The organism is Methylophaga sp. UBA2012 (genome assembly GCF_002335235.1).
In the GTDB taxonomy this organism is placed as follows: Bacteria; Pseudomonadota; Gammaproteobacteria; order Nitrosococcales; family Methylophagaceae; genus Methylophaga; species Methylophaga thalassica.
This window is the reverse complement of sequence record NZ_DDCG01000009.1, coordinates 21,667-47,616: the sequence shown is the minus strand read 5'-3', so window position 1 is coordinate 47,616 and position 25,950 is coordinate 21,667. Positions and strand designations below refer to the sequence as shown.

The 25,950-nt window shown below is 41.8% G+C and carries 25 protein-coding genes and 1 tRNA gene; 5 read left to right on the top strand and 21 right to left on the bottom strand.

Features of this window, described 5'->3' with window-relative positions:
* The 9 genes from lon to B2248_RS07125 all read right to left on the bottom strand — a co-directional run.
* A partial coding sequence (gene lon, locus B2248_RS07165) for an endopeptidase La (protein ID WP_286722588.1) occupies window positions 1-1,925 on the bottom strand: 1,925 nt, incomplete at its 3' end.
* A gap of 138 nt (window positions 1,926-2,063) precedes the next feature.
* Window positions 2,064-3,335 (bottom strand): ATP-dependent protease ATP-binding subunit ClpX, encoded by a 1,272-nt coding sequence (clpX, locus tag B2248_RS07160; RefSeq protein WP_091713735.1) that lies wholly within the window; start codon window positions 3,333-3,335, stop codon window positions 2,064-2,066.
* 49 nt (window positions 3,336-3,384) lie between these two features.
* Complete coding sequence (gene clpP, locus B2248_RS07155; RefSeq protein ID WP_007145152.1) at window positions 3,385-4,017, bottom strand: ATP-dependent Clp endopeptidase proteolytic subunit ClpP; 633 nt, start codon at window positions 4,015-4,017, stop codon at window positions 3,385-3,387.
* Window positions 4,018-4,105: 88 nt separating this feature from the next.
* On the bottom strand, window positions 4,106-5,407 hold the full coding sequence (gene tig, locus B2248_RS07150) for a trigger factor (RefSeq protein WP_007145153.1): 1,302 nt from the start codon (window positions 5,405-5,407) through the stop codon (window positions 4,106-4,108).
* 61 nt (window positions 5,408-5,468) lie between these two features.
* Window positions 5,469-5,553, bottom strand: a tRNA-Leu gene (locus B2248_RS07145).
* Window positions 5,554-5,623: 70 nt separating this feature from the next.
* Window positions 5,624-7,057, bottom strand: a complete 1,434-nt coding sequence (locus tag B2248_RS07140) for an HDOD domain-containing protein (protein ID WP_007145154.1) — start codon at window positions 7,055-7,057, stop codon at window positions 5,624-5,626.
* 6 nt (window positions 7,058-7,063) lie between these two features.
* On the bottom strand, window positions 7,064-7,972 hold the full coding sequence (locus B2248_RS07135) for a 5'-nucleotidase (protein ID WP_007145155.1): 909 nt from the start codon (window positions 7,970-7,972) through the stop codon (window positions 7,064-7,066).
* A complete protein-coding gene (locus tag B2248_RS07130; RefSeq protein WP_273182924.1) occupies window positions 7,972-8,496 on the bottom strand; it encodes a nuclease-related domain-containing protein in 525 nt (174 codons plus the stop codon). The genes B2248_RS07135 and B2248_RS07130 overlap by 1 nt, the downstream gene beginning before the upstream one ends.
* Window positions 8,497-8,635: 139 nt before the next feature.
* Entirely contained in the window at window positions 8,636-9,535 is a 900-nt protein-coding gene (locus tag B2248_RS07125) for a cation diffusion facilitator family transporter (RefSeq protein WP_273182923.1), read from the bottom strand.
* Window positions 9,536-9,616: 81 nt separating this feature from the next.
* Here B2248_RS07125 and B2248_RS07120 point away from each other — a divergent pair, with 81 nt between their 5' ends.
* Window positions 9,617-11,251 carry an alpha-D-glucose phosphate-specific phosphoglucomutase gene (locus tag B2248_RS07120; protein ID WP_273182921.1) on the top strand — a complete coding sequence of 545 codons (1,635 nt, stop codon included), beginning with the start codon at window positions 9,617-9,619 and terminating at the stop codon, window positions 11,249-11,251.
* A 23-nt stretch (window positions 11,252-11,274) separates the two neighbouring features.
* Window positions 11,275-11,865, top strand: a complete 591-nt coding sequence (locus tag B2248_RS07115; RefSeq protein ID WP_273182920.1) for a Maf family protein — start codon at window positions 11,275-11,277, stop codon at window positions 11,863-11,865.
* 5 nt (window positions 11,866-11,870) lie between these two features.
* Here the strand turns inward: B2248_RS07115 and B2248_RS07110 are convergent, their stop codons facing one another.
* Window positions 11,871-12,281, bottom strand: coding sequence for a hypothetical protein (locus B2248_RS07110; protein ID WP_007145160.1), 411 nt, complete (start codon window positions 12,279-12,281; stop codon window positions 11,871-11,873).
* Between the two features lie 189 nt (window positions 12,282-12,470).
* On the opposite strand from B2248_RS07110, the gene B2248_RS07105 reads away from it, so the two are divergent.
* Both B2248_RS07105 and murU read left to right on the top strand, forming a co-directional pair.
* Window positions 12,471-13,463 carry an aminoglycoside phosphotransferase family protein gene (locus B2248_RS07105; protein ID WP_273182919.1) on the top strand — a complete coding sequence of 331 codons (993 nt, stop codon included), beginning with the start codon at window positions 12,471-12,473 and terminating at the stop codon, window positions 13,461-13,463.
* Window positions 13,460-14,131, top strand: coding sequence for an N-acetylmuramate alpha-1-phosphate uridylyltransferase MurU (gene murU, locus B2248_RS07100; RefSeq protein ID WP_273182917.1), 672 nt, complete (start codon window positions 13,460-13,462; stop codon window positions 14,129-14,131). Before B2248_RS07105 ends, murU begins: the two co-directional genes overlap by 4 nt.
* Here murU and argF read toward each other — a convergent pair.
* The 10 genes from argF to B2248_RS07050 form a co-directional block, all read right to left on the bottom strand.
* Window positions 14,128-15,039, bottom strand: a complete 912-nt coding sequence (gene argF / locus B2248_RS07095) for an ornithine carbamoyltransferase (RefSeq protein WP_273182915.1) — start codon at window positions 15,037-15,039, stop codon at window positions 14,128-14,130. The two genes, murU and argF, sit on opposite strands and share 4 nt — an antisense overlap.
* A 2-nt stretch (window positions 15,040-15,041) precedes the next feature.
* Window positions 15,042-16,241, bottom strand: a complete 1,200-nt coding sequence (locus B2248_RS07090; protein ID WP_273182913.1) for an aspartate aminotransferase family protein — start codon at window positions 16,239-16,241, stop codon at window positions 15,042-15,044.
* A 156-nt stretch (window positions 16,242-16,397) separates the two neighbouring features.
* Window positions 16,398-16,979: a superoxide dismutase [Fe] gene (sodB, locus tag B2248_RS07085; RefSeq protein ID WP_007145165.1), complete on the bottom strand. Its 582-nt coding sequence runs from the start codon at window positions 16,977-16,979 to the stop codon at window positions 16,398-16,400.
* Window positions 16,980-17,077: 98 nt separating this feature from the next.
* Complete coding sequence (gene rimI / locus B2248_RS07080; RefSeq protein WP_007145166.1) at window positions 17,078-17,548, bottom strand: ribosomal protein S18-alanine N-acetyltransferase; 471 nt, start codon at window positions 17,546-17,548, stop codon at window positions 17,078-17,080.
* 12 nt (window positions 17,549-17,560) lie between these two features.
* Window positions 17,561-18,022, bottom strand: coding sequence for a DNA polymerase III subunit psi (locus B2248_RS07075; RefSeq protein ID WP_007145167.1), 462 nt, complete (start codon window positions 18,020-18,022; stop codon window positions 17,561-17,563).
* Window positions 18,022-19,554: a 2-isopropylmalate synthase gene (locus B2248_RS07070; protein WP_007145168.1), complete on the bottom strand. Its 1,533-nt coding sequence runs from the start codon at window positions 19,552-19,554 to the stop codon at window positions 18,022-18,024. Before B2248_RS07070 ends, B2248_RS07075 begins: the two co-directional genes overlap by 1 nt.
* A 37-nt stretch (window positions 19,555-19,591) precedes the next feature.
* The gene (gene pssA, locus B2248_RS07065; RefSeq protein WP_007145169.1) at window positions 19,592-20,341 is read right to left on the bottom strand and encodes a CDP-diacylglycerol--serine O-phosphatidyltransferase; all 750 of its coding nucleotides are present in this window, start codon (window positions 20,339-20,341) and stop codon (window positions 19,592-19,594) included.
* Between the two features lie 112 nt (window positions 20,342-20,453).
* Window positions 20,454-21,467, bottom strand: coding sequence for a ketol-acid reductoisomerase (ilvC, locus tag B2248_RS07060; protein WP_040576429.1), 1,014 nt, complete (start codon window positions 21,465-21,467; stop codon window positions 20,454-20,456).
* Between the two features lie 48 nt (window positions 21,468-21,515).
* Complete coding sequence (gene ilvN / locus B2248_RS07055) at window positions 21,516-22,010, bottom strand: acetolactate synthase small subunit (protein WP_273182909.1); 495 nt, start codon at window positions 22,008-22,010, stop codon at window positions 21,516-21,518.
* A gap of 2 nt (window positions 22,011-22,012) precedes the next feature.
* Window positions 22,013-23,755, bottom strand: a complete 1,743-nt coding sequence (locus B2248_RS07050; protein ID WP_273182908.1) for an acetolactate synthase 3 large subunit — start codon at window positions 23,753-23,755, stop codon at window positions 22,013-22,015.
* A gap of 164 nt (window positions 23,756-23,919) precedes the next feature.
* Here B2248_RS07050 and pyrC point away from each other — a divergent pair, with 164 nt between their 5' ends.
* Window positions 23,920-24,969 (top strand): dihydroorotase, encoded by a 1,050-nt coding sequence (gene pyrC / locus B2248_RS07045; protein ID WP_273182905.1) that lies wholly within the window; start codon window positions 23,920-23,922, stop codon window positions 24,967-24,969.
* A gap of 41 nt (window positions 24,970-25,010) precedes the next feature.
* Here pyrC and B2248_RS07040 read toward each other — a convergent pair whose 3' ends face one another.
* Window positions 25,011-25,928, bottom strand: coding sequence for a sensor domain-containing diguanylate cyclase (locus B2248_RS07040; protein WP_273182903.1), 918 nt, complete (start codon window positions 25,926-25,928; stop codon window positions 25,011-25,013).
* Window positions 25,929-25,950: the final 22 nt, after the last annotated feature.

The following is a 25,950-nucleotide window of genomic DNA, read 5'->3' as shown; positions in this document are numbered from 1 at the left end:
TCCTGCATAACATCACCTAATTTACCGGTATAAGCAGACTTACCTTTACCTGGCATAATAGCTGATTCAATCGTTAATAGCTCACCACCGACTTCAGTCCAGGCTAATCCGGTTACCTGACCGACACGATCACTTTCTTCTGCCACACCATATTGATAATGATATACACCTAAGTATGTTTCGATATTATCGGCCGTCACGATAACTTTTTCTTTTGGCTGCTCAGTAATAATTTGTTTCACTAATTTACGGCAGATTTTAGAAATTTCACGTTGTAAATTACGTACACCAGCCTCCCGGGTATAACGCCGAATAATTTCCATGACGGCATCTTCCTGAATATCAATTTCCTCAGCTTTAAGACCATTGTCTTTGATCGCTTTAGGCAAAAGATATTTCATGGCGATATTGAGTTTTTCATCTTCTGTGTAGCCCGCAAGACGAATAATCTCCATACGATCACGTAATGCATCGGGGATATTCAATGTATTTGCAGTACAGACAAACATAACGTCGGATAAATCATATTCAACTTCTAAATAATGATCGGCGAACGTTGAATTTTGCTCAGGATCAAGCACTTCAAGTAATGCTGATGCAGGGTCACCGCGAAAGTCTTGAGCCATTTTGTCTATTTCATCAAGCAGAAATAAAGGATTTTTTACTTCTGTTTTACAAATATTCTGTATGACTTTACCAGGCATAGAACCTATGTATGTGCGACGATGACCACGGATTTCAGCTTCATCTCTAACACCACCTAAAGCCATTCGGGTGAACTTACGATTAGTCGCCCGCGCGATAGATTGTGCAATCGATGTTTTGCCCACACCAGGAGGACCGACCAAGCAAAGAATGGGACCTTTTGATTTTTTTACACGTTTCTGGACTGCAAGGTATTCAACGATACGCTCTTTGACTTTTTCAAGACCGTAATGGTCTTCATCCAAGACCTCTTCAGCCTTGTGCAAATCCAACGTCACTCTTGAGCGTTTTTTCCAAGGCACTTCCAGTAACGATTCAATATAGTTTCTAACTACAGTCGCTTCTGCAGACATTGGCGACATCATGCGAAGCTTTTTCAATTCTGATTCCGCTTTTGCACGTGCTTCGGCCGGCATGCCGGCTTTTTCGATATTCGCAGCAAGCTCATCCGTCTCGTTTGCAGATTCGTCTATTTCGCCTAACTCTTTCTGAACGGCTTTGAGCTGTTCGTTTAAATAGTATTCGCGCTGGCTTTTTTCCATTTGTTTTTTAACACGGTTGCGAATACGTTTTTCAATCTGCTGAATATCAATCTCGCCTTCAAGGAAAGCCATTAACTTCTCAACGCGCGCTTTTACATCACTCATCTCAAGTAACATTTGCTTATCTTCAAGCTTCAGTGTCATATGAGCAGCAACGGTATCAGACATACGCGACACGTCCTCGATACTCGAAAGCGATGAAATCACCTCAGGTGGAATCTTTTTATTTAATTTGACGTATTGTTCAAATTGACCCAATAACGTTCGCATGAGAACATCGGCTTCACGGTCATCTTCGATATCATCAATAAATGGTGCCACTTCGGCTTCTGTATGCGTATCATGATTATGGAAATAAACCACATTTGCACGCTGTACACCTTCGACCAATACTTTAACCGTACCGTCAGGCAGTTTCAGTAGTTGTAAGATATTTGCCAGTGTTCCTGTTTCATATAAACCATCAGAGTCAGGCGTATCTTCTGATGAATCTTTTTGTGCAACCAACAGGATTTGTTTACTTTCATCCGTTGCCGACTCAAGGGCTTTGATAGATTTATCTCTACCAACAAAAAGTGGTATCACCATATAGGGATACACGACAACGTCACGTAAAGGTAAAACAGGAACAACCTTTATGTTGTTATCGTTTGAAGTGGTAGTTAGTTCATTTTCCATTAAGGCAAACCTCTTACATGTGTCTGTAGACACCCAATTTAGGACATGAATTCAATATGGGGTCAGACAATAAAAAATCAAGCATACAGAAATCGTATGCTTGATTTAATGTGCAGATACAACGGTATAGTTGACTGATTATTTATCGCCAGAGGCCATATCAGTGCTTTGATCTTCGTAAATCAAAATAGGTGAGTTCTCACCAGCAATCACACTTTCATCAATCACTACTTTGGAAACGTTATCTGCTGACGGTAACTCAAACATAGTATCAAGCAACACATTTTCAATGATAGATCGTAAACCACGAGCGCCTGTTTTTCTCTCCATAGCTTTTCTGGCGATAGCTCTTAATGCATCATCTCTGAACTCAAGTTCAGCATTTTCCATATTGAATAATTGTTGATACTGCTTAGTTAGTGCATTTTTAGGTTCAGTTAGAATCTGAACCAATGCTTTTTCGTCTAGCTCATCCAATGTAGCAACTACCGGTAGGCGACCAACAAACTCTGGAATAAGACCATATTGAATAAGATCTTCAGGCTCGACCGTCCGTAATGACTCACTCAATGGCTTATTGTCATCCACACTTTTTACTTCAGCAGAGAAGCCAATACCACCTTTTTGGGTACGATTTCTGATAACTTTATCCAAACCAGCAAAAGCACCACCACAGATAAATAAAATTTTACTTGTATCTACCTGTAAGAACTCTTGTTGAGGATGTTTGCGTCCGCCTTGTGGTGGTACAGAGGCAATCGTTCCCTCAATCAATTTCAGCAATGCTTGTTGAACACCTTCACCACTCACATCGCGAGTAATTGATGGGTTGTCTGATTTGCGAGAAATTTTATCTATCTCATCAATATAGACGATGCCTGTCTCTGCTTTATCAACGTCATAATCACATTTTTGCAGTAGCTTCTGGATGATATTTTCAACATCTTCCCCTACATAACCGGCCTCTGTAAGCGTGGTAGCATCAGCCATAGTAAAAGGCACATTTAACTGTCTGGCTAATGTCTCAGCTAATAACGTTTTACCGCTACCGGTAGGCCCGATTAAAAGAATATTGCTTTTAGACAGTTCTACGTCGTTATCTTTATTAGCCGTACGAAGACGTTTGTAATGGTTATAAACCGCAACAGAAAGGTAACGCTTAGCGCGTTCTTGTCCGATCACGTAATTATCTAGTGCATCATTAATTTCGCGAGGTGTAGGTAATTTACTTTCGGCTTCTTCAGTCGCCATTTCCTGCATTTCTTCACGAATAATGTCGTTGCATAGATCGACGCATTCGTCACAAACAAATACAGATGGACCAGCGATTAATTTTTTTACTTCATGCTGACTTTTTCCACAAAAAGAGCAATAAAGTAATTTATCATCGTTATTTTTGTCGTCGCTCATATTTTTACTACCTTACGCGTCATCTATAAATTTTATCGGCCGAGATTGCTTATTCTGTAGGTCGGCTTGTTAATACTGAGTCGATTAAACCATATTCGACAGCTTGTTCACCGTTCATGAAGTTATCACGGTCAGTATCTTTACGAATTGCTTCTATATCTTGACCAGTATGCTTGGCAAGAATTCCGTTTAAACGATCACGAATACTCAAAATTTCTTTTGCGTGAATATCAAAATCAGAAGCTTGTCCCTGGAAACCACCTAATGGCTGGTGCACCATGATACGTGAATTAGGCAGACAATAACGCTTTCCTTCTGCACCACCGGCTAAAAGAACCGCGCCCATACTGGCGGCCTGACCAATACACAATGTGCTGACATTAGGTTTAATAAACTGCATGGTATCGTAAATAGCTAACCCAGCCGTTACTGCACCACCAGGTGAATTGATATATAGATGAATGTCTTTATCAGGATTTTCTGATTCAAGGAATAACAACTGGGCAACTACCAGGTTAGCCATTTGATCTTCAACAGGGCCGACTAAAAATATGACACGTTCTTTTAATAAACGAGAAAAAATATCATACGAGCGTTCACCACGAGATGTTTGCTCAACGACGATAGGCACCAGTGCGTTTTGAATCATACTGGTTTCTTCACCAGAAAATTTATTTGTCATAACCATCCTAATTTCAAGGTCCCAATAAAAAAACAGCCCATACCCATTTCACATGAGTACGGGCTGCATTCAATATCAGCGTTGTTAATTAGTTAGATACTGCATTAACGACGTCTGAGAATGTCGATGTACTCTCTTCTACTTTAACATGGTCATAAATCCATTCAACTACCATGTCCTCTACAACTGTCATTTGAATTTCTGACAGTCTTTCTTGATTGTTCATGTAGAAGGTAACAACTTCTTCTGGATCTTCGTAGCTAGCCGCAATCGCGTCAATAGCTTCTTTTACGCGATCTTCCTCAGGACGAATTTCGTTATCAGAAATAATCTTACCAATCAAAAGGCTTAACTTAACGCGCTTTTCTGCATTTTCTTTAAAATTGTCAGGATTGAAAGGCAAACCTTCAACATTTACGCCCTGATTGCGGAGATTGTTTTTTGCTTGCTCAACAAGATATTGTGCTTCACGTTCAACAGGGGCTGACGGTAAAGCAATTTCATTGTTTTTGGCCAATGAATCCATCGCTTTACGTTTGTTCAGTGTTTTTAATGCTGATTTCAGTTCACGTTCCATATTGGCACGGACTTCTTTTTTCAGTGCAGCGATGCCATCTTCGACACCACACAGTTCAGCAAATTCTTTATCCAGTTTAGGTAATTTTTTCTTAGCAACTTGTTTGACGGTAACAGCAAATTTAGCTTCTTTACCTTGTAAGTGCTCTGCACGGTAATCTTCAGGGAAAGTTAATGTAACTTCAACTTCCTGATCGGCTTTTTTACCAATTAATTGTTCTTCGAACTCAGGCAACATACGTCCTTCGCCTAATTCGAGTAACACATCCTGACCCTTGCCGCCCTGGAATTCTTCACCGTCGATGGTACCAACGAAATCAATAGTAATGCCATCGCCTTCTTTCGCACCACGTTTTAGTGGTTCCCACGACATACGCTGTTCACGTAGCGTTTCCAACATACGGTCTACATCTTCATCAGTCACTTCAGCAACTGTTTTTTCCAATGTAATGTCATCAAGTTTGACACTTTCTACTTCTGGGAAAACTTCGTAGTTAAGGGTATAGATAAAGTTACTGCCTTTTTCATCCATACTATCGATATGTGGAGGACTAGCTGGATTAACACCTTCTTGGGTGAAGGCTTCACGCATGCTTTCCTGAACAAGAGAGTCAATAACTTCACGACGTGCAGATGGTCCGTGTGTTTTAGCGACCATGTTCATCGGTACTTTGCCGGGACGGAAACCCGCCATTTTCACATTAGGTCTAATTGACTTAAGGCGTTCCTGTACTGCTTGCTCGATATTGGCATCTTCGACTGTGACGGTCATACGGCGACCAAGTTCGCTCACGTTTTCTACAGTAACTTGCATTCTCTAACCTCAAACATGGGGATTTAGGCATGGCGGTTTCGCCATCCGCCTATTGTAGTAATGGTACGAGAGGAGAGACTCGAACTCTCACAGGTTACCCTACTGGAACCTAAATCCAGCGCGTCTACCAATTCCGCCACTCTCGCATAATCATTTATCAGGCATGCCTGATGCCTGAAAGAAGTCGGCTATTATAGCGATAACATTTCGATAAAACTAGCCTTGAATCGCTAAAAAACTAATTCCCATGTTCGTTTGCTGGCAAAACTGCTGAAATGCAATGAATTCTTGCTGAGAAATATCTCGCTTGCTCGAACTTCGATCGGCCATAAACAAGCCAATAACTTTATTTTTTACCACTACAGGCATGAGCAAATACGATGACCCTTCTAGCATGGCTCTGATTTGTTTGGAAATATTGTCTTCGTTACTTTTCTCTAGAAATAAAGACTGACGCTGCTCTACTACTCTTTTAAATACCTGATTGGAAGCCAGATCAATAATTAACTGCTGTTTAAGCTCATCGACCTGTTTTCCTAGCCCTGTTTTGCAGGTTAACTTTGTTCGTGTTTCATTCAGCAACATGAACACAGCCCGATCCATACCCAAACCGCGCGTGAGTCCTTCAAGCGTCATTTCCAGAACAATACTGATTGATGGTAGCGGCAGCTCTTGTAGTACCTGTGTCATCTCTTGTGACACTCTCATTAGATAGTCAAAATCGGGAGCAGAAAAATCATTCAGAACATCAGGAATATCAAGCTTTGGTAAGGCTTCAGCTTCATCGATATGGTCGGGTAACAGAATTGCCCTGCTGATTTGTTCGCTTCCGTATAGCACTGTCAGCTCTTTCGATTTGTTCACATTAGATAGAACTAATTTTTTTGCTTTTTCAACTGACACATCACAAATTTGAGCCACACGCTTAGATACTGTTTCTAGCTCTACCTGCTTCCATCCCTGCTGTGCTGTTGTTGCAATATCAACAGCCAGAGAAATAACCTTGGTATTTTTTGCCGACAAGCGATTATTCAAATAGTCATTAAGTAACTCGCCTAATGACCAATCATGACAGAGGGTTTTTGTTAAGTCAGTCAGTCTGAAGCCCAACACTTTCAGCTCTGCCTTGGTTGACTCTATTCCTTCATGCATTTCATTCAACAGTGTCAGGCTTTCTTCACCAGCAAATGCCCAAAATGCCATATAGCCAAGACGTGAAAGTAAGGTCGCAACAAAAATATCTTCGGCGTCGTCTAACTTCAACTGTTTTGCAAACTCTTGTGCTTGAGTAGCTGCATGAAATGCAAAAGCCATTTCTTGAATCAACTGGGCGCGTTGTTCACCTACTCTCAGATTATCAATGAGCGCCATTGACAGTGTAATGACTTTTATTTGATCAAACCCCATGACCATTACTGCACGAGAAACAGTGCTGATGCTGTGTCTGGTTGGATTGAAATGAACGGTATTGGCTGCCTTCAAAACCCGACTGGTTAAAGAGGCATCCTGAAGAATAATATTAGCCACATCTGATGCTGAACTTTTACCACTATGTAATGCCTTGGTGACATTCGCCACAGTGCCAGCAAAGATTGGCATATCCTCTTCACTGAGTTGTTTTATCCAATCAGATATCGATGCATTGACCACTAGAGGTTAATCCTGCGCTTTTTTTTGATTTGCAACACCATGCGGAACATGTCCGGTAGCAACATGTTCCACAGCGGATTGACAATGCTTTTCCTGGTCATCAAAAAAGATATCCGCACCGAATGATTTCAAAAACGGGCCTTTATCCATTCCTCCCAGGAATATAGCTTCGTCAATTCGTATATCCCATGCTCTTAGAGTACGAATAACACGTTCATGTGCAGGCGCAGAACGCGCTGTGACTAATGCTGTTCTGATAGGTGATGCATTCTCACCGTATTCAGTCTGAATCTGATTCAGTGCCATCAAGAAATCTTTAAATGGTCCACCGGGTAAGGGTTCACGCGCGGTCTGCTGCTCATTTTCAGTGAAAGCTTTCAAGCCTTTTTCTTTGAAAATACGTTCCGAATCATCAGAAAAAAGAACAGCGTCACCATCAAATGCGATTCTAAGCTGATCACTGTCATTATTACTTCTGATATGTGATGGCAGAATAGTGGCGGCAGCAATACCGGCTTCCAACGCCATACCCACGTCTTCAGGACTGGTTGATAAAAATAGATGTGCGTTAAAAGGCGCTACATATCTGTACGGACTGCTACCTGATGTAAATACCGCACGAGTAATAGCTAATTTATGATGCTGTATGGAATTAAAAACGCGTAGTCCAGTATCGGCAGAATTACGTGATAACAGAATAATTTCAACTTTAGGCGTATTGGGATTGTTATCATTCAATGCCAATAATTTACGCACTAAACTAAAGGCGCCGCCTGGTGACAGAGGCACATCTTCATTTTCGATTTGATAGTTACAATAAGCCTCTGTGCCTTGTTCTTCATAGATTCTATGACTTTCATCCAAATCGAATAAAGCCCGAGATGAAATAGCAAGAACAAGTGGTTTGGTTTCCATTATATTTTGACATCCCTCAACAATGATTGGCCGTCAGTACGAGCAATTCTGATGATTCGCTCCCATGCAATCTCTCCAAGTTGATTTACACTTGGTTCCTTAGCAAGCCCCTGCAAATCTTCATCTAAGGTTCTGATAACAGAGACTTCGCTGGGTTTACCTTTAGGAAAGTTACTATTTTCAGAAAAGACTATACGGCAAAAGATTGGGACTTTCGGTGCTAATAACTGCAACGCATGTTTAGTGTTGTAGATCCGATGTAGTGGATTGGTGAACTTGAAGCTTCTACCGTCGATAATTTGTGTCCATTGATCTATGTGATCGGCACCAAATAAATGTCCTGACATCGGATATGTTTCAATAATCAATAACCCTTGCTCAATCAGCAGTAAGCGTTCTATTTCTATCGCCCCACCTAAACCATCAGGAATAATAATAGATTTTGCTTCTTGCTTTTTTATTGATTGTAATGAACGTTCCAGCTTTCTTGAATAACGTGAACGTTTTCTTTTACGTTTAATCACAAACACTAAACACAGTAGAACACACACCGCGACAGCGATGGTTATTTGAGTGGATAAATCGAAGGTAATAATTGTACTGGCCTCAATATTGTTGTGTGCTAATTATACGAAATCGTCACCGTATTGTATTCACTTTATGTTATGACTCTAGCGGTAAATGAGTAATCGGATCTTCATGGATAATCACTTCTGCATCATCGAATAAGTCAGCTATCTGATGCTCAAGTTTATCGGCAATCTCATGTGCTTCTCTTAAGGTCAGTCTTTCATCCAGCTCCAAATGAAGTTGTACAAAGACCGTTGTGCCTGAACGCCGGGTCCGTAAATCGTGTAATCCCCTTGCTTGAGGATGATTCAATATCAATGCACTAATTTTTTCCCGCTCTTCATCCGGCAATTCATGATCCATGAGTAAATCAATCGATTCTTTCACAATGCCCCAGGCACTGTGCAAAATAAACAATGCTATGGCGATAGCAATGATAGGGTCAGATAAGTACCAGCCATTCATGCTAAGCACTAATGCCAGGATGACACCGCCATTGACCAACAAATCTGTTTTGTAATGAAGGGCATCCGCTTTAATTGCGGTTGAGTCCGTCTTTCTGATGACATAATTCTGGAATGTCATTAATGCTAATGTAGCTACAATAGAAAACAGCATAACAGCTAGGCTCACCGTCATCCCCTGCTCCATTGCCTCGGGTTTGAACAGACGATTTATAGCCTGAAGTAGCAGGATGCCAGCAGACCCTGCGATAAACATTGATTGACCCAGACCAGCGAGTGATTCTGCCTTGCCGTGACCAAAACGATGTTCTCTATCTGCTGGTTGTAATGCGTGATGTACGGCAATCATATTTAAAATAGATGCCAAAACATCCAAACTAGAATCGACTAATGTGGCTAATACACTGACCGAATCAGTCAGGAACCAGGCAAATAACTTGGCTATTATCAAAGTGATGGCTGTCGCCACAGAAGCGTATGTTGCCATCCGCATCAAATGTGCTTTATCAATGTGTTGAGGCTTATTCATGGACTTAGTATAGTGGATTACATTCAAATAGCGTGAGTCTAGCAATAATGCTGCTCAATTGTTTCATTCAGGAAAGTTTTTATGCCAATTTCGACGATAAATACCACACCTTTTGAAGGCCAAAAACCAGGCACTTCTGGTTTACGCAAGAAAGTAAGTGTATTTAAACAACCCCACTATCTGGAAAACTTTATTCAATCGACTTTTAACGCGCTGGGTGATTGTGAAGGTAAAACCCTCGTTGTCGGTGGCGATGGCCGTTATTATAACCAAACAGCCATACAGATAATTCTGAAAATGGCAGCAGCCAATGGTTTTGCTCATGTCTGGGTTGGTCAAAATGGTATTCTGTCGACACCTGCTGCATCATGCGTTATCAGAAAATATCAGGCTTTTGGTGGCTTGATTTTATCTGCCAGTCATAACCCCGCGGGTATTGATGGTGATTTCGGCATAAAATTTAACACGAGTAATGGCGGTCCAGCGCCGGAATCAATTACCAATCAAATCTATCAGCAAACAGCTGAAATCAGCCAATACAAAATATCCAATGCAGCAGATATCGCTCTTCATAAATTAGGCACGCAGAGTTTAGGAGAGATGAGTGTTGAAGTAATTGATTCCGTAGTCGATTACACAGAATTGATGGCAACTATTTTTGATTTCCGTGCCATACAAGCACTACTAACTTCCAGCAACTTTTCTATGCGCTTCGATGCCATGCATGCGGTCACCGGTCCTTATGCAATTGAGATTTTAGAAAAACGTCTAGGCGCCCCTGCCGGCACAGTGATAAATGGTATTCCATTACCTGACTTTGGTGGTGGTCACCCTGATCCGAATCTGACTTATGCCGAACAACTCGTTACAGAATTATTTTCTGATGATGCGCCTGATTTTGGCGCCGCTTCGGATGGCGATGGTGATCGTAATATGATCCTGGGTAAACAGTTTTTTGTCACCCCGTCTGATAGCTTGGCGATTCTCGCTGCGAATTCACAGTACATCCCTGCTTATAAATCTGGTATTGCGGGTATAGCTCGCTCAATGCCAACCAGCCAGGCCGCCGATCGCGTTGCTGAAAAACTGGGTATCGAATCACATGAAACGCCGACCGGCTGGAAGTTCTTTGGTAACTTATTAGACGCAAATCGCGTCACTCTCTGCGGCGAGGAAAGCTTTGGCACAGGCTCGAATCATATTCGTGAAAAAGATGGCTTGTGGGCAGTCCTTTTCTGGCTAAATATTTTAGCGGTTAAACATCAGTCCGTCGCTGAGCTGGTTAATCAACATTGGCAACAATTTGGGCGGAATTATTACACTCGACATGATTACGAAGGTGTTCCTACTGAACAAGCAGAAGCGTTAATTCAACATCTGCAAACTCAGCTCCCAAGCTTGCCAAAGAAACAGTTCGGAGAGCGAGTTGTCAGCTATGCGGATAACTTTAGTTATCATGACCCTATCGACAACAGTATCGCTGAAAAACAAGGCATTCGTATTGGCTTTGAAGGTGGTGACAGAATTATTTACAGATTGTCAGGTACCGGAACAGAAGGCGCCACATTACGCGTATATATCGAATCTTATGAAGACAGGCCTGATAGACTAAATCAAGATACACAGACAGCCTTATCTGAGCTTATCGAGCTGGCAAACCAGTTAGCCAATATAGCTGTGCTAACAGGTAGAACAGTGCCCACAGTTATTACCTAAACTTAATAACATTGAAAAATATCATGCAGACATTAATACTGGGCTCCAGCTCACCGTTCAGAGCTGAAGTTTTAAAAAAGCTGGGGATAGACTTTATACAACACGCACCCGATATAGATGAATCTGTACTTGAAGGGGAAACAGCCCCATCACTGGTTGAACGCTTAGCAAAGGAAAAAGCCTTAGCCATTGCTAAAGACTACCCTGAAGCACTCATTATTGGTTCTGACCAGGTTGCAGTGATAGATGGCAAAATCTTAGGTAAACCCGGCAATCATGAAACGGCTGTAAAACAGCTTTTATCTGCTTCAGGTAAGGCTGTCACCTTCTATACAGGCTTAGCCTTGTATAACGCTCAAAGCCTAACGATGCATCACTTAGTAGAACCTTTTACTGTTCATTTCAGATCACTGTCTGAAAAGCAGATTCACTTTTATCTGGAACAAGAAAAGCCCTATCAGTGTGCTGGCAGTTTTAAATCCGAAGGCTTAGGCATTGCTTTATTTACTAAATTAGACGGCGATGACCCAAATAGTCTGATTGGTTTGCCACTGATAAAACTCATTGAGTTGTTGAACAAGGAAGGCGTTGATGTTCTTCAACTCAATGAGTAAAACATTTATTCGTTTGCTGATTGCTCTTTCAGTTTTTCGGCATTAGCCATAGCAGCAGCTTGTGCTGCATAATTGTTCATTGTTTTTGTCATAAGCTGACGAGCGGCTTTTGAACGCATTGACTTAGCCATACCTTCAACTAAACTGCTTTCAACGCCGTTGGACGTTAAATGCGTTTTCAGTTCATCAAGGTGGTTTTCACAGCTTTGCATAACTGCTTCAGCGGCTTTTTGTGGGTTTTCAGCTGTATGATTCGAATGCAAGTGTCCTTGCATCATGCATTTATTGTAGTCTGTGAGGATAGAATACATTTTCGTTTGTGCTGCTTCTGGCATATCAGCAGGTGTGACATACTCTTGAGCGATAACAGCTGAAGATGCACTTAATAAAAGTGCCGATATTAAAAATTTTTTCATTGCGACTCCATTGTAGCTAAAGCATTATTTAACACCCATCAGATTGACTGATGAGTTAGGAAATAATTCCCGATAATACGCCAGATATAAATAATATTCACACCACTCTTTTCATAGAGTCACAATGATTTCATCACAAACTAAATTTATAAATAAAGAACAAAGACTTAGATTTTGAGTAAAAATTACATGAAAAACGCGATCAACGATGCCAGACTCAATCAACTGACTACCTGGGTAGAAAAACTATTTCCTGATGATCATTTAAATATCACTGTAGCCTCCAGTGATGCCAGTTTCAGAAGATATTTCCGCTTGAAACAAACTAACAGCTCCTACATCGTGATGGATGCACCACCTGAGCATGAAGATATAAGCAGCTTTATCAAAGTTGATGAGTTTCTTGCAAAATATGATGTCGCAGTACCACATATCTATGCCAAAGATGAAGATAATGGCTATTTAGTGCTCAGCGATTTTGGCGATACTTCCTTTTTAAAGTCATTAACATCTGCCAATGCCGATAATCTCTATCGGAAAGCCATTAATGAGTTAATTTCTATGCAAAAAACTCATCCGGCAAACACATCATTGCCTGATTATGATGAGACAAAACTACGGGATGAAATGTCACTATTCCCTGATTGGTTTCTGAGTCGACATTTAGACTTAAAAGTCCCGAAAATACTCACCGCTGTCTATGATTTTCTTATTGATGAAATACAACAGCAACCTAGCTGCTTTGTTCATCGTGATTACCACAGCCGAAACCTAATGGTCTGTGCCGACAATACCCTCGGTATTATCGATTTTCAGGATGCGGTGGTCGGCCCAATTACCTATGATTTGGTGTCATTATTGAAAGATTGTTACATTCAGTGGCCAGCTGAACAGCAGCAGAACTGGCTAAACTACTACAAAGAACAAGCAATAAATAACAAACTGATTACACAATCCCAAGGTAAGGATCTACAGCGTTGGTTTGATTTGACCGGATTGCAGCGACACCTTAAAGTGCTTGGCATCTTTTGCCGCCTCAACTATCGTGATGGTAAAGCTAATTACCTTAATGACTTACCTCTTACGCTTCACTATGTACTGGAAGTCTGCGAGCGATACAAAGAACTTGAGGCTTTATATGAGTTTCTTACCTTTACCCCCGAAATTATGGCAATAAAATGAAAGCAATGATTTTAGCTGCAGGCCGAGGTGAACGCTTGCGACCTTTAACAGATCACACTCCCAAACCGCTTGTATATGCTGGAAATAAGCGTCTGATTGAATACCTTATTGATAATTTAGTATCTGCAGGTATTCAGGAAATCGTGATTAATTATGCTCACCTGGGTGAACAGTTTCCTGCTGTTCTTGGCAATGGTGAGAATTACGGTTGTCGCATCGTTTATTCACCCGAAACCGCTGGCAGCTTGGAGACAGCAGGCGGTATAACTCAAGCATTAAGTCTGCTGGGTGACGAACCATTCATTGTGGTCAATGGCGATATCTGGACGGACTTTGACTTTTCTGTGCTAATAAGACATGCGCTAGCAGCTGGTACTGACTGCCATCTAATTATGGTAAACAATCCTGATCATAATGCTGATGGCGACTTTGCAATCCAAGCGGATAATTTAGTCAGCCTTGAAGGCAAGAGTAAATTTACTTTTAGTGGTATTGGCCTCTACCATCCTCGACTTTTCCAACACCTGAAAGTCGAACGCAAAGCGCTTAGGCCATTGTTTGAAGAAGCGATAAAAAATAAGCGGATGACTGCAGAGTTATATGATGGCCGCTGGTCTGATATAGGTACGATAGAGCGTCTGGAAGCATTAGAGCAAGAGCTAAATTAACTAAGCTCTTGCTCTGCACATAAAAACTCTAATAAAGCCTTTTGTGCATGTAATCGATTTTCAGCTTCATCCCATACAACACTTTGTTCACCATCAATGACATCGGCGGTGACTTCTTCGCCACGATGTGCAGGTAAGCAGTGCATAAACAAAGCGTCTTTTGCTGCCAGTTTCATGATGTCATTATTGACCTGAAACTCAGCAAAAGCTTCTTCACGTTTACGTTGTTCTTCTTCCTGTCCCATGCTGGCCCAAACATCAGTTACAACAAGATCCGCATCTTTTGCCGCCTCTGCTGGATTATTGAATAACGCAATTGTGGCATCTACCGACGACACAATATCCGCTTTCGGTTCATAACCTACCGGCGTGGCTATATGCAGCTCAAAGCCAAATTGTTGCGCAGCATTGATATATGAATGGCACATATTATTGCCATCCCCAATCCAGACCACTTTCTTACCTTTAATTGAACCACGATGCTCTTGATAAGTCTGCATATCGGCTAATAACTGACATGGATGAAAATCGTCGGTCAGAGCATTGATTACCGGAACAGAAGAGTATTTTGCAAATGTTTCAATCTTGGCATGTTCAAAGGTACGGATCATTACCGCATCCACCATAGATGAAATTACACGTGCAGAATCTTCTACAGGTTCACCACGGCCAAGTTGAGTATCATCAGGTGATAAAAATATTGAGCCACCACCAAACTGTATCATGGCTGATTCAAAGGAAACCCTGGTACGTGTAGATGACTTTTCAAAAATCATCGCCAGGACTTTATTCTTCAAAGGCTGGTAAATTTCACCTTTATGCTGCATTTTTTTGAGCTCAGATGCACGATTAATTAATGCTTCTAACTCATCAGCACTCAAGTCTTTTAAAGTTAAAAAATGTCTCATGTTTAGGCTACACTCTCAACCTGTTGCGAAGACAAAAACTCGAGTACGAGTTTACTCACCTTATCTACGATCATTTGGGACTCCTCAACATTGAGGATTAACGGTGGTAATAAACGAATAACAGATTCTGCTGTGACATTAATCAACAGACCTTCTGCTAGTGCTTTTTTAACCAACTCAGCACAAGGCATTGATAACTCGATACCAAACATCATCCCATGTGCACGCACATCTTTCACGCCAGCTTTGCCAAGCAGTCTTTGCTGAAAACCTTCCAGCATTTGTTTTCCAAGCACGTTGACGTGTCCCAATATGCCATCTTCTTCGATCGTGTTTAATACGCTTAATGCTGCACTACAGGCTAACGGATTGCCACCAAATGTCGAACCATGATTACCTGCTTGTAAAATACCAACAGCATTACCAGCAACAAGACAAGCGCCAATTGGCATACCATTACCCAGCCCTTTCGCCAAGGTCATCACATCAGGTACGAGCTCTACATTATGTTGATAAGCAAACCATTTACCCGTTCTGGCAATACCTGTCTGCACTTCATCCAGCATCATCAGTAATTTGCGTTGTGTACAGATGGCACGAACACCCGCTAAATATTCACTGTCAGGTATTTTAATTCCGCCTTCACCTTGTACAGGTTCAAGTAACACTGCCACAGCTTCAGGCCAGTGACCAATCGCCATGCGTAAAGCATCAAGATCATTGTATGGAACACGGACAAAGCCAGGCACTAAAGGATCAAATCCTACCTGTACTTTAGCATTACCTGTAGCAGTCAACGTCGCCATTGTACGACCATGGAAACTGCCATCCATTACAATCACTACAGGCTTATCTATGCCTTTACTGTGGCCATATTTGCGAGCAATCTTAATTGCAGCTTCATTGGCTTCTGCACCTGAATTACAAAAAAACACCTGATCCATTCCAGACAAGGCCGTTAGCTTATCAGCCAGTTTTTCTTGCAAAGCAATATGGTACATATTGGAAGTATGTACTAATGTTTCCGCCTGGTGCTGAATAGCTCGCGTCACAGCAGGATGGCAATGCCCCAAATTACATACAGCAATACCGCTTAACGCATCAAGATAGCGTTTTCCATCTGTATCAGTTAACCAAGCGCCTTTACCTTCACTAAAAGTGACGTCTAGACGTCCGTATGTGGGCATGACCGACTCTGTCATGGCTTGTACTCCTTGCCCTGACGGCATTAAAAAAAACGGCTTTTTAAAGCCAATAAACGAAAAATGGCAGTTTCAAATGAAACTGCCATTTATCAAAAATCGTGTATTTTATAATGTTATAAAGTAATAAACAAATTTACTCTACAACACGATTAACTAGCCAGCAAAGTTTGCTGATACGAAGTCCCAGTTAACCAAGCCCCAGAAAGCTTCCAGATATTTAGGGCGTGCATTACGGAAGTCAATGTAATAAGCATGTTCCCAAACGTCAACAGTCAATAAAGGTTTTTGACCATCTGTCAGCGGGCAGCCAGCATTACTTGTGTTAACGATAGCAATACTGCCATCAGCATTTTTGACTAACCAAGTCCAGCCTGAACCAAAGTTTGTCGCCGCTGATTTGCTGAATGCTTCTTTAAATTCATCAAAAGAACCAAATGTGCTGTCGATAGCAGCAGCTAAATCGCCTTCTGGAGCACCTTTTGCATTTGGTGTCATGCAGTTCCAGTAGAAAGTATGGTTCCAAACTTGCGCGGCATTATTAAAGATACCACCAGAAGCTTTAGTGATGATTTCTTCTAATGACTTACCTTCAAATTCAGTACCCGGTACCAAGTTATTCAAGTTAGTCACATAAGTTTGGTGATGTTTACCATAATGATATTCAAGCGTTTCTGCTGAAATTGTTGGTTCTAATGCATCCTTAGCATAGGGAAGTGGTGGCAATTCATAAGCCATGTTTTTATCTCCTAATATGTGAAAAATAACCGAGTAATTGAGTCAATTATTCTAAAAGAGCACTCAGATGATATCAAGTGCCGTGGTCTTGAGTTTACTTATATATCACCGAAAATCGATAACATAGATAAATCCAAACCCATCAATATTGCATTCTCTCTACCATTTTCTGCCGGGTAATAAGCTCTGCGGACTGACATTTCATTAAAACCTAGCTGTTCATAGAGATTTTGTGCTTTCTTGTTTGACTCTCTAACTTCTAAAACCACAATCGAAGCCGATCGGGCTTTGGAAAAATCAATGATATGCTCAAGTATAAATCGACCATATCCTTGTCGTTGCATATCTGGTCTGACACAAAGGTTAAGCAGATGAGCTTCGTCCAGGACTAACTGTACAATGGCATAACCCAAAATCACATCATAAGCATCAGAATAGACCCATGCATAATGTCCGGCATCAAGACTATCGGAAAAGTTCTTGAGCGTCCACGGAAACTGATTTGCTGAGCATTCGATATTATGAACAACCTGCAAGTCCTGATCCGTCATTACTCTTGGGGAGACCATATTTTTTATCCGTTAATTAAAAGCGGTGCGATAATGTTTTAATCGTTGCCAGGCAACGGCTTTTAAAGAGGGTTGACTTTGCATGGCTGCTAAAGATGGTAACTGAACGCATTCAATATCATCAGGTAAGCTGTGTTCAGTCTGAGTCATAGTAATAATTGTTTTACTATGAAAATTATCTTGGTGCATGAGCCCCAAGTCTGACGACTCAATCATTAGTTGTTGCCTAGTATCTAAGCTGACGGCTTTAAGAATACTGGATAATAATCGACGTTCAACTGTGTCTAATTGTGTAGTTTCAACAACAATAAGCAGTTCGACATCATCAGGAATTTGCAGAGACTGACTCTGCAAATTATCTGATGATAGTGACTCATTAGCCTTTATTATTTCAGTATTATTGCTCTGACGTAGTGTCCAGACAGGTATGCCCATTTCAGACAATACTGAGTATTGATATTGCGTTAATGCCATTAGACTTGAGGATGAGCTCGGTCAACAGGGCTTAATATTTTATTCAATGCATTGAGATAAGCTTTTGCTGAAGCAATCACAATATCGGTATCTGCACCCTGACCACTTACAATTCGTCCGCCTTTCTCAAGACGAACACTGACTTCACCTTGCGCATCGGTTCCCGTTGTAATGCTATTAACCGAATACAGTTGAAGCTCTGTTTGACTCTGTACAATAGACTCTATGGCTTTATATGCCGCATCAACAGGTCCCCCGCCACTCATTTGAGTCTGTACTTCTCTACCATCGACTGACAATGTCACTGTAGCAAAAGGCGTTTCGCCAGTTTCACTACACACCTTCATTGAGATTAAACTCACACGTTCATCCGCAGTGGCCACTGTGTCACTCACTAAGGCTTGGATATCTTCATCAAAAACTTCATGTTTTTTATCTGCCAGCTCTTTAAAGCGTGTAAATGCGGCATTCAAGTCAGTTTCAGATGATAATTCAATGCCTAACTCCTGAAGGCGACTTCGGAAGGCATTTCGGCCTGAATGTTTACCAAGCACCATTCTGTTAGTATTCCAGCCAACATCTTCAGCACGCATAATTTCGTAGGTTTCACGGTTTTTCAGTACACCGTCCTGATGTATACCTGACTCATGGGCAAAGGCATTGGCACCCACAATCGCTTTATTTGGCTGAACAACAAAACCGGTAATACCAGACACTAACCGTGAGGCAGACAAGATATGTTGGGTATCAATATCGGTATCGCACGGGAACATATCCTGACGTGTTCTTACCGCCATCACAATTTCTTCTAAAGCGGCATTACCAGCGCGTTCACCTAAACCATTGATAGTACATTCAACCTGTCTTGCTCCATTCATGACCGCCGATAGGGAGTTGGCAACAGCCAGACCCAGATCATTATGGCAATGAACAGAAAATATGGCTTTATCCGCGTTGGGAATACGTTCACGTAAGGTTGAAATTAATGAACCAAACTGGTGGGGCAAGTTATAACCGACCGTGTCAGGAATGTTCAAAGTCGATGCACCCGCATCGATGACTGCCTCAAGAATTCGACACAGAAAATCAGTTTCACTACGACCAGCATCTTCTGGAGAAAACTCGACATCGTCTGTATATTGTCTGGCACGTTTTACTGCACGAACTGCGTTTTCAATTACCTGATCAGGCTCCATCCGCAGTTTCATTTTCATATGGATAGGTGATGTTGCAATGAAGGTATGGATGCGCGACGCATTAGCTAGTTTAAGTGCTTCACCTGCTCTGTCGATATCGGCATCTAATGCTCTGGATAGTCCACAAATACGACTATCCTTAACGGCCTTGGCAACGGCTTGAACCGCTTCAAAGTCACCGGTGCTGGCAATGGGAAACCCAGCCTCGATAACATCAACCCGCATGCGCTCGAGCGCTTTAGCAATACGGACTTTTTCATCCTTTGTCATCGATGCGCCCGGGCTCTGCTCACCGTCGCGTAAAGTTGTATCAAAAATTATTAGCTTATCAGTCATAAATGTGTGAACCAGATTATCAATAGTATTGTTTATTTTATTCTTCTTTTGCTTGAGCGCGTTCTGAACGATGCTGGCGCAGCTTCAACAAAGTAAAAACAGGGCCAGATAAGCCATAAATCAAGAATACGCTAAATAAGATTGTCGGTGGGTCTATAGCAACCAGTGCAAAAATTAGTACGAGTACCAGCATCACTACAAAAGGTACCCTATTTCTTAAATCAAGCTCTTTGAAGCTATGGTAACGCATCGAACTGACCATCAGAATAGCTGCACCAAAGGTGATAGGAATGGTGAAAATAGCAATCATATTCTCACTGAAATCATTACTTGTACCGGCCCACACCCAACCTGCGATAATTGCCGCAGCAGCGGGGCTTGGCAGGCCCTGAAAATAACGTTTATCTTGCGTTCCTATCTGAGTATTAAATCTAGCCAGTCTTAATGCACCACAGGCAGCATAGATAAACGCTACCATCCAGCCAAACTTGCCCATCCCATTCAACGACCATTGAAAGATGACTAATGCCGGTGCCATACCGAACGACACCATATCCGCTAAACTATCGTACTCCGCGCCAAAAGCACTTTGGGTATTAGTCATACGTGCAATACGGCCATCAAGCCCATCCATGATCATCGCGATAAAGATAGCGATAGCCGCTGTTTCAAAGTCACCACGAATGCCTGCGACAATGGCGTAAAACCCTGCAAACAGCCCAGCTGTTGTAAATAAATTCGGTAGTAAATAGATACCGCGATTTTGAGGCTTTTCGCTATTAATCATAAATACAGGCTCCTGTTGATTAGTCGTTACATTATGACAGTTCAGACGCACAAACAAAACGGGGGCGATTGTTTTCACAACCGCCCCCGTTGATTTTCAATCTATTAATTGATTAGTTTTTAGACTTATCAACAATTTTTTGAATCCAAGGCATCATAGAACGCAGTTTTGCACCGGTTTGTTCAATTGGATGCTCAGCATTAATACGACGCATTGCTGTCATTTCAGGATAACCCGTCTGACCTTCCTGAATGAATTGTTTAGCGTATTTGCCTTCCTGAATATTCTTCAGTGCTTCACGCATTGCCCAACGACTTTCTTCGTTGATAACACGAGGACCGGTTACGTATTCACCATATTCAGCATTATTCGAGATTGAATAATTCATATTGGCGATACCACCTTCATACATCAGATCGACAATCAGTTTTAACTCATGCAGACATTCGAAGTACGCCATTTCAGGTGCATAACCTGCTTCGGTTAATGTTTCGAAGCCGGCTTTAACTAATTCAACGGCACCACCGCATAAAACAGCTTGTTCACCAAATAAATCGGTTTCTGTTTCATCACGGAAAGTCGTTTCGATAATACCTGTGCGGCCACCACCAACACCAGATGCATATGACAGTGCGATATCTTTTGCACGGCCTGAAGCGTCTTGTTCGATAGCGATTAAGTCAGGAATACCACCGCCTTTCACAAATTCACTACGCACTGTATGACCAGGCGCTTTTGGTGCAATCATGATAACGTCAAGATCTTCACGCGGAAGAATTTGGTTATATAGAATCGCAAAACCATGAGCAAAGGCTAAAACAGCACCTTTTTTCAGATTAGGTTCGATTTCTTGTTTGTATAGCTGAGATTGGAACTCATCAGGTGTCAGAATCATCACCAGATCAGCACCTTTCACTGCTTCACCGACGTTATCAGAAACTGTCAGACCAGCAGCTTGTGCTTTAGCAATAGATGAAGAACCGGCACGTAAAGCAACTGTGACATCAACACCTGAATCTTTCAGGTTACATGCGTGGGCATGGCCTTGTGAACCATAACCAACGATGGTGACTTTCATCCCCTGGATGATTGATAAGTCACAATCTTTATCGTAATAAATGTTCAAACTCATGATTGAATTCCTTAGATTTTCTTGAACGAATATAAATTCAGTTTACAGGTGCAAGCTTTTCTCGCCGCGAGCAATACCTGTGACACCTGAACGGACAGTTTCAATAATTTTATGTTCAGCAAGTGCTTCGATAAATGAATCCAGCTTGTTGACAGCCCCTGTCAATTCAATGGTATACGTTGATGAGGTCACATCAATAATATGTCCCCGAAAAATATCACAAAGACGTTTAACGTCTTCTCTTTGAGCCATAGTTGCTGCTTTGACTTTAATCAGCATCATTTCACGCTCAATGTGAGGCCCTTCAGTTAAGTCCATTAGTTTTACAACATCGATCAGTTTGTTTAGTTGTTTCACAATTTGCTCGATGATACGGTCTGTACCGTTAGTCACTATCGTCATACGTGACAAAGATGGATCTTCTGTTGGTGCAACAGTCAGTGACTCAATATTGTATGCCCGTGCAGAAAAAAGACCCGCCACACGCGACAAAGCCCCTGCTTCGTTTTCGATCAGGATAGAAATAATATGGCGCATGGTTATGACAGCTCCCTTTCAGACTCTTGTGCAGGCGCACTGTATGGTGACATATGCATGTCATTGTGTGCCTTACCTTGAGCAATCATCGGATATACGTTTTCTGTTTGATCGGTAACGATATCAAAGAAAACCAAACGATCTTTCATAGCAAAACCTCGTTCGAGTTCTGCTCTGAGATCTTCAGGTTTTTCAATGCGAATACCGACATGACCATAACTTTCGGTTAACTTCACAAAGTCTGGTAATGATTCCATATAAGAGTGCGAATAACGATTTTCGTAGAAAAATTCCTGCCACTGACGAACCATACCTAAATAACGATTATTCAAAGCAACAATTTTGATTGGCAATCCATACTGCAGACAGGTTGATAACTCCTGAATACACATTTGGATACTACCTTCACCAGTCACACAAACGACCGTATCTTCCGGATATGCTAATTGGACACCCATAGCAGCAGGCAAACCAAAGCCCATAGTCCCCAGACCACCAGAATTAATCCAACGATTTGGTTTATCAAAACCATAATATTGCGCGGCCCACATCTGGTGCTGGCCAACATCTGAAGTCACATAAGCATCACCACTGGTAATGTCATGAACCATCTCTATTACTGATTGCGGCTTGATTTTGTCACTGTTACGGTCATAGCTCATGCATTGTTTAGCACGCCAGCCATTAATGATTTTCCACCACTCTTCAATGGCTTTTTTCTGTGGCTTTTTACTGCTAGTTGCCAACAAATGGTTCATTTCCTGAAGCACATCAGGAACACTGCCAACAATAGGAATATCTACCGTGATCGTCTTAGAAATAGAGGAAGGATCGATATCAATATGTACGATCTGCGCGTGCGGGCAAAACTCTGCAATTTTTCCGGTTACCCGGTCATCAAAACGAGCACCAATAGCAACCAGCACATCACAATCATGCATCGCCATATTCGCTTCGTAAGTGCCATGCATCCCAAGCATACCGAGGAACTGTTTATCTGTTGCAGGATAAGCACCTAGCCCCATTAGAGTACTGGTAATAGGGAATCCCAGATGACGAACGAATTTTCGTAACTCATCTGAACCATTACCCAATACAACACCACCACCCGTATAAATCATGGGTTTTTTGGCAGATAACATCAAATCAACAGCGCGTTTGATTTGGCCGGTATGGCCTTTCACTGTCGGCTGATAAGAACGCATCACCACTTTTTCTGGGTAGTGATAAGGTACTTTTATCGACGGATCAGTAATGTCTTTAGGAACATCGACAACTACAGGACCCGGCCGCCCAGTAGAAGCAACATAAAATGCTTTTTTAACTGTCTCAGCGAGATCATTGATATCTTTAACTAAAAAGTTGTGCTTGACGCACGGGCGTGTAATCCCAACCGCATCAACTTCCTGGAAAGCATCACTACCAATAACAGCAGTGCTAACTTGACCGGTGATGACCACCATTGGAATGGAATCCATATATGCCGTTGCAATACCAGTGACAGCATTTGTAGCACCAGGACCAGATGTGACTAAGACCACACCAGGTTTACCTGTAGCCCGAGCGTAGCCATCTGCAGCATGCGTTGCAGCTTGCTCATGTCGAACCAGAATGTGTTTGACATCTTCCTGATTGTATAGCGCATCATAGATATGCAGCACTGCACCACCAGGATACCCGAAAAGGTATTCAACACCTTCGTCTTTGAGACATTGAACTAATATCTCGGCACCACTTAATTCCACGTGTTCCCCTTATATGTATGCCGTTCTTTTTAGTGAGCTAAAAAATTGTAAACGTGTAAAGTTACTTGTAATGCTTGATAAGGTCAAGAATAAGGTCTGTCGCCTCTCTGCGAAGAAAAGATCTATTTATCCTTAATGCATTTGCTGTGGCATAATTCGCCGCTATGACACAATTAAATCAAAACCAAATAACATTAACCCGACCAGACGACTGGCACTTACACTTGCGCGACGATCTGGCTCTTGAGCGTACAGTTGGTGATACAGCCAAAACATTTGGACGAGCCATCGTCATGCCAAATCTGCGACCACCAGTGATCAGTACCGCCTTGGCACTCGACTATAAAAGCAGGATAGTTAAAAACATACCTGCTGATAGTCAGTTTCAACCATTAATGACATTGTATCTCACCGATAACACCTCTGCCGATGAAATTTATCGCGCTAAAGAAAGTGGCGTTGTTCATGCCGTAAAACTCTACCCGGCTGGTGCAACAACCAATTCAGACGCTGGTGTCACCGATCTAAAACATTGCTATAAAGCCTTAGATGCTATGCAGAAAATAGGCATGCCATTACTTGTTCATGGTGAAGTGACGTCTGCTGATATTGATGTGTTTGACCGTGAAAAAGTATTTATCGATCAAGTATTAATTCCGCTGATTAATGACTTTCCTGAATTAAGAGTTGTGTTTGAACACATCACAACCTCAAACGCTGCGGAATTTGTAGCGACTGCTAGCGACAATATAGCTGCCACCATAACGCCACATCATCTTTTGTTAAATAGAAATGACCTTTTAGTAGGCGGCATTCATCCTCATCATTATTGTTTACCGGTATTGAAGAGAAATACCCATCAACAAGCATTGATACAAGCCGCCACCAGTGGCAGTAAAAAATTCTTTTTAGGCACTGATAGTGCACCGCATCCACGCTCGGGCAAAGAAACGAGCTGTGGCTGCGCAGGTATTTATAGCGCACATGCTGCTATCGAATTGTATGCAGAAGCGTTTGAAGCCGCACAGGCACTGGATAAATTAGAAGCTTTTGCCAGTTTTAACGGCCCCGATTTTTATCGTCTGCCAAGAAACGAAGATAAGATAAGCTTAGTCAAACAAAGTTGGGATGTACCAGAAACGTTAACTTTTGCTGACAGCTCACTGGTACCAATGCGAGCAGGCAAGCAAATACACTGGAAAGTCGTTAGTTAAACTAACGACTTTTCTTGCGCTTATACATCAGCGCATCGCCTTCAGAAAGTAGAATCATTTATTGTCACGTGTTTTGCAGGGTCAAAGAGTACAATCCCGTATGAAAAAGTAATGTCATACCCCAGCGCTTGCTGCTCATTACAGCGTTCAATTTGCTGAGAAAATCGTTTCATCACTTGATCGACAGCTTTTTTGTCGGCATCAACTAATAGAATGACAAACTCATCTCCGCCCATTCTGGCCACTATGTCTGAATCTCTGCCGACGTCATCTAAAACGCTTGCGAACTGCTGAAGCGCTCTATCACCCTCGGCATGACCAAATTTATCATTGATGGGTTTAAATTCATTAAGGTCAAGAAAAACTAAAGCTACGGGCAGCGCACCCCGTTTGCAGATATTTAAGGATTTTTCTGCCGACATATTAAATCCTCGTCGGTTTAATATGCCTGTAAGTTCATCCATCGTAGCCAATTCAACCGCTTGAATTTCGTGCTCAACAATGGTGGCCAAGTCTCTCAATAACTGTCGGTCTTCCTCTGTGAAAGCTCTTGGCTTAATATCTTTTATACACAAGGTACCTAACTTACTGCCATCCAAGTAACGAATGGGGTAACCAGCATAAAAACGTATGTGCTTTTGACCTATCAATAAAGGGTTGTCGACAAAACGTTCATCTTGATGCGTATCCTCAACAACAAAGGCCCCCTCTCCTAAAATGGCATGACCGCAGAAAGACAGATCTCGGGGAGTTTCGGTTATATCCAAGCCCTGACAGGACTTAAACCATTGACGATTTTTATCAACAATGCTGACAAGTGCGACGGGAACATCAAACAATTTAACAGCGATTCTTGTTAGTCGATCAAAACGTTCATCTGGTGCAGAATCAAGAATCGTCAGCGAATTCAGTGTCGCTAATCTTTCCTGTTCGTTCTCAGGTAAATCTGGTGTTTTCATTTAAAACTCCAGTTTTAGAAAT

Coding starts and splice junctions, on each gene's coding strand:
- argF (WP_273182915.1), bottom strand. CDS start 15,039: ATGAGACATTTTTTAACTTTAAAAGACTTGAGTGCTGATGAGTTAGAA.
- B2248_RS07125 (WP_273182923.1), bottom strand. CDS start 9,535: ATGAATAAGCCTCAACACATTGATAAAGCACATTTGATGCGGATGGCA.
- B2248_RS07090 (WP_273182913.1), bottom strand. CDS start 16,241: ATGACAGAGTCGGTCATGCCCACATACGGACGTCTAGACGTCACTTTT.
- B2248_RS07120 (WP_273182921.1), top strand. CDS start 9,617: ATGCCAATTTCGACGATAAATACCACACCTTTTGAAGGCCAAAAACCA.
- B2248_RS07115 (WP_273182920.1), top strand. CDS start 11,275: ATGCAGACATTAATACTGGGCTCCAGCTCACCGTTCAGAGCTGAAGTT.
- clpP (WP_007145152.1), bottom strand. CDS start 4,017: ATGACAAATAAATTTTCTGGTGAAGAAACCAGTATGATTCAAAACGCA.
- B2248_RS07110 (WP_007145160.1), bottom strand. CDS start 12,281: ATGAAAAAATTTTTAATATCGGCACTTTTATTAAGTGCATCTTCAGCT.
- B2248_RS07075 (WP_007145167.1), bottom strand. CDS start 18,022: ATGGCATTAACGCAATATCAATACTCAGTATTGTCTGAAATGGGCATA.
- murU (WP_273182917.1), top strand. CDS start 13,460: ATGAAAGCAATGATTTTAGCTGCAGGCCGAGGTGAACGCTTGCGACCT.
- tig (WP_007145153.1), bottom strand. CDS start 5,407: ATGCAAGTTACTGTAGAAAACGTGAGCGAACTTGGTCGCCGTATGACC.
- B2248_RS07070 (WP_007145168.1), bottom strand. CDS start 19,554: ATGACTGATAAGCTAATAATTTTTGATACAACTTTACGCGACGGTGAG.
- B2248_RS07135 (WP_007145155.1), bottom strand. CDS start 7,972: ATGGAAACCAAACCACTTGTTCTTGCTATTTCATCTCGGGCTTTATTC.
- ilvN (WP_273182909.1), bottom strand. CDS start 22,010: ATGCGCCATATTATTTCTATCCTGATCGAAAACGAAGCAGGGGCTTTG.
- rimI (WP_007145166.1), bottom strand. CDS start 17,548: ATGGTCTCCCCAAGAGTAATGACGGATCAGGACTTGCAGGTTGTTCAT.
- pssA (WP_007145169.1), bottom strand. CDS start 20,341: ATGATTAATAGCGAAAAGCCTCAAAATCGCGGTATCTATTTACTACCG.
- B2248_RS07040 (WP_273182903.1), bottom strand. CDS start 25,928: ATGAAAACACCAGATTTACCTGAGAACGAACAGGAAAGATTAGCGACA.
- sodB (WP_007145165.1), bottom strand. CDS start 16,979: ATGGCTTATGAATTGCCACCACTTCCCTATGCTAAGGATGCATTAGAA.
- clpX (WP_091713735.1), bottom strand. CDS start 3,335: ATGAGCGACGACAAAAATAACGATGATAAATTACTTTATTGCTCTTTT.
- pyrC (WP_273182905.1), top strand. CDS start 23,920: ATGACACAATTAAATCAAAACCAAATAACATTAACCCGACCAGACGAC.
- B2248_RS07105 (WP_273182919.1), top strand. CDS start 12,471: ATGAAAAACGCGATCAACGATGCCAGACTCAATCAACTGACTACCTGG.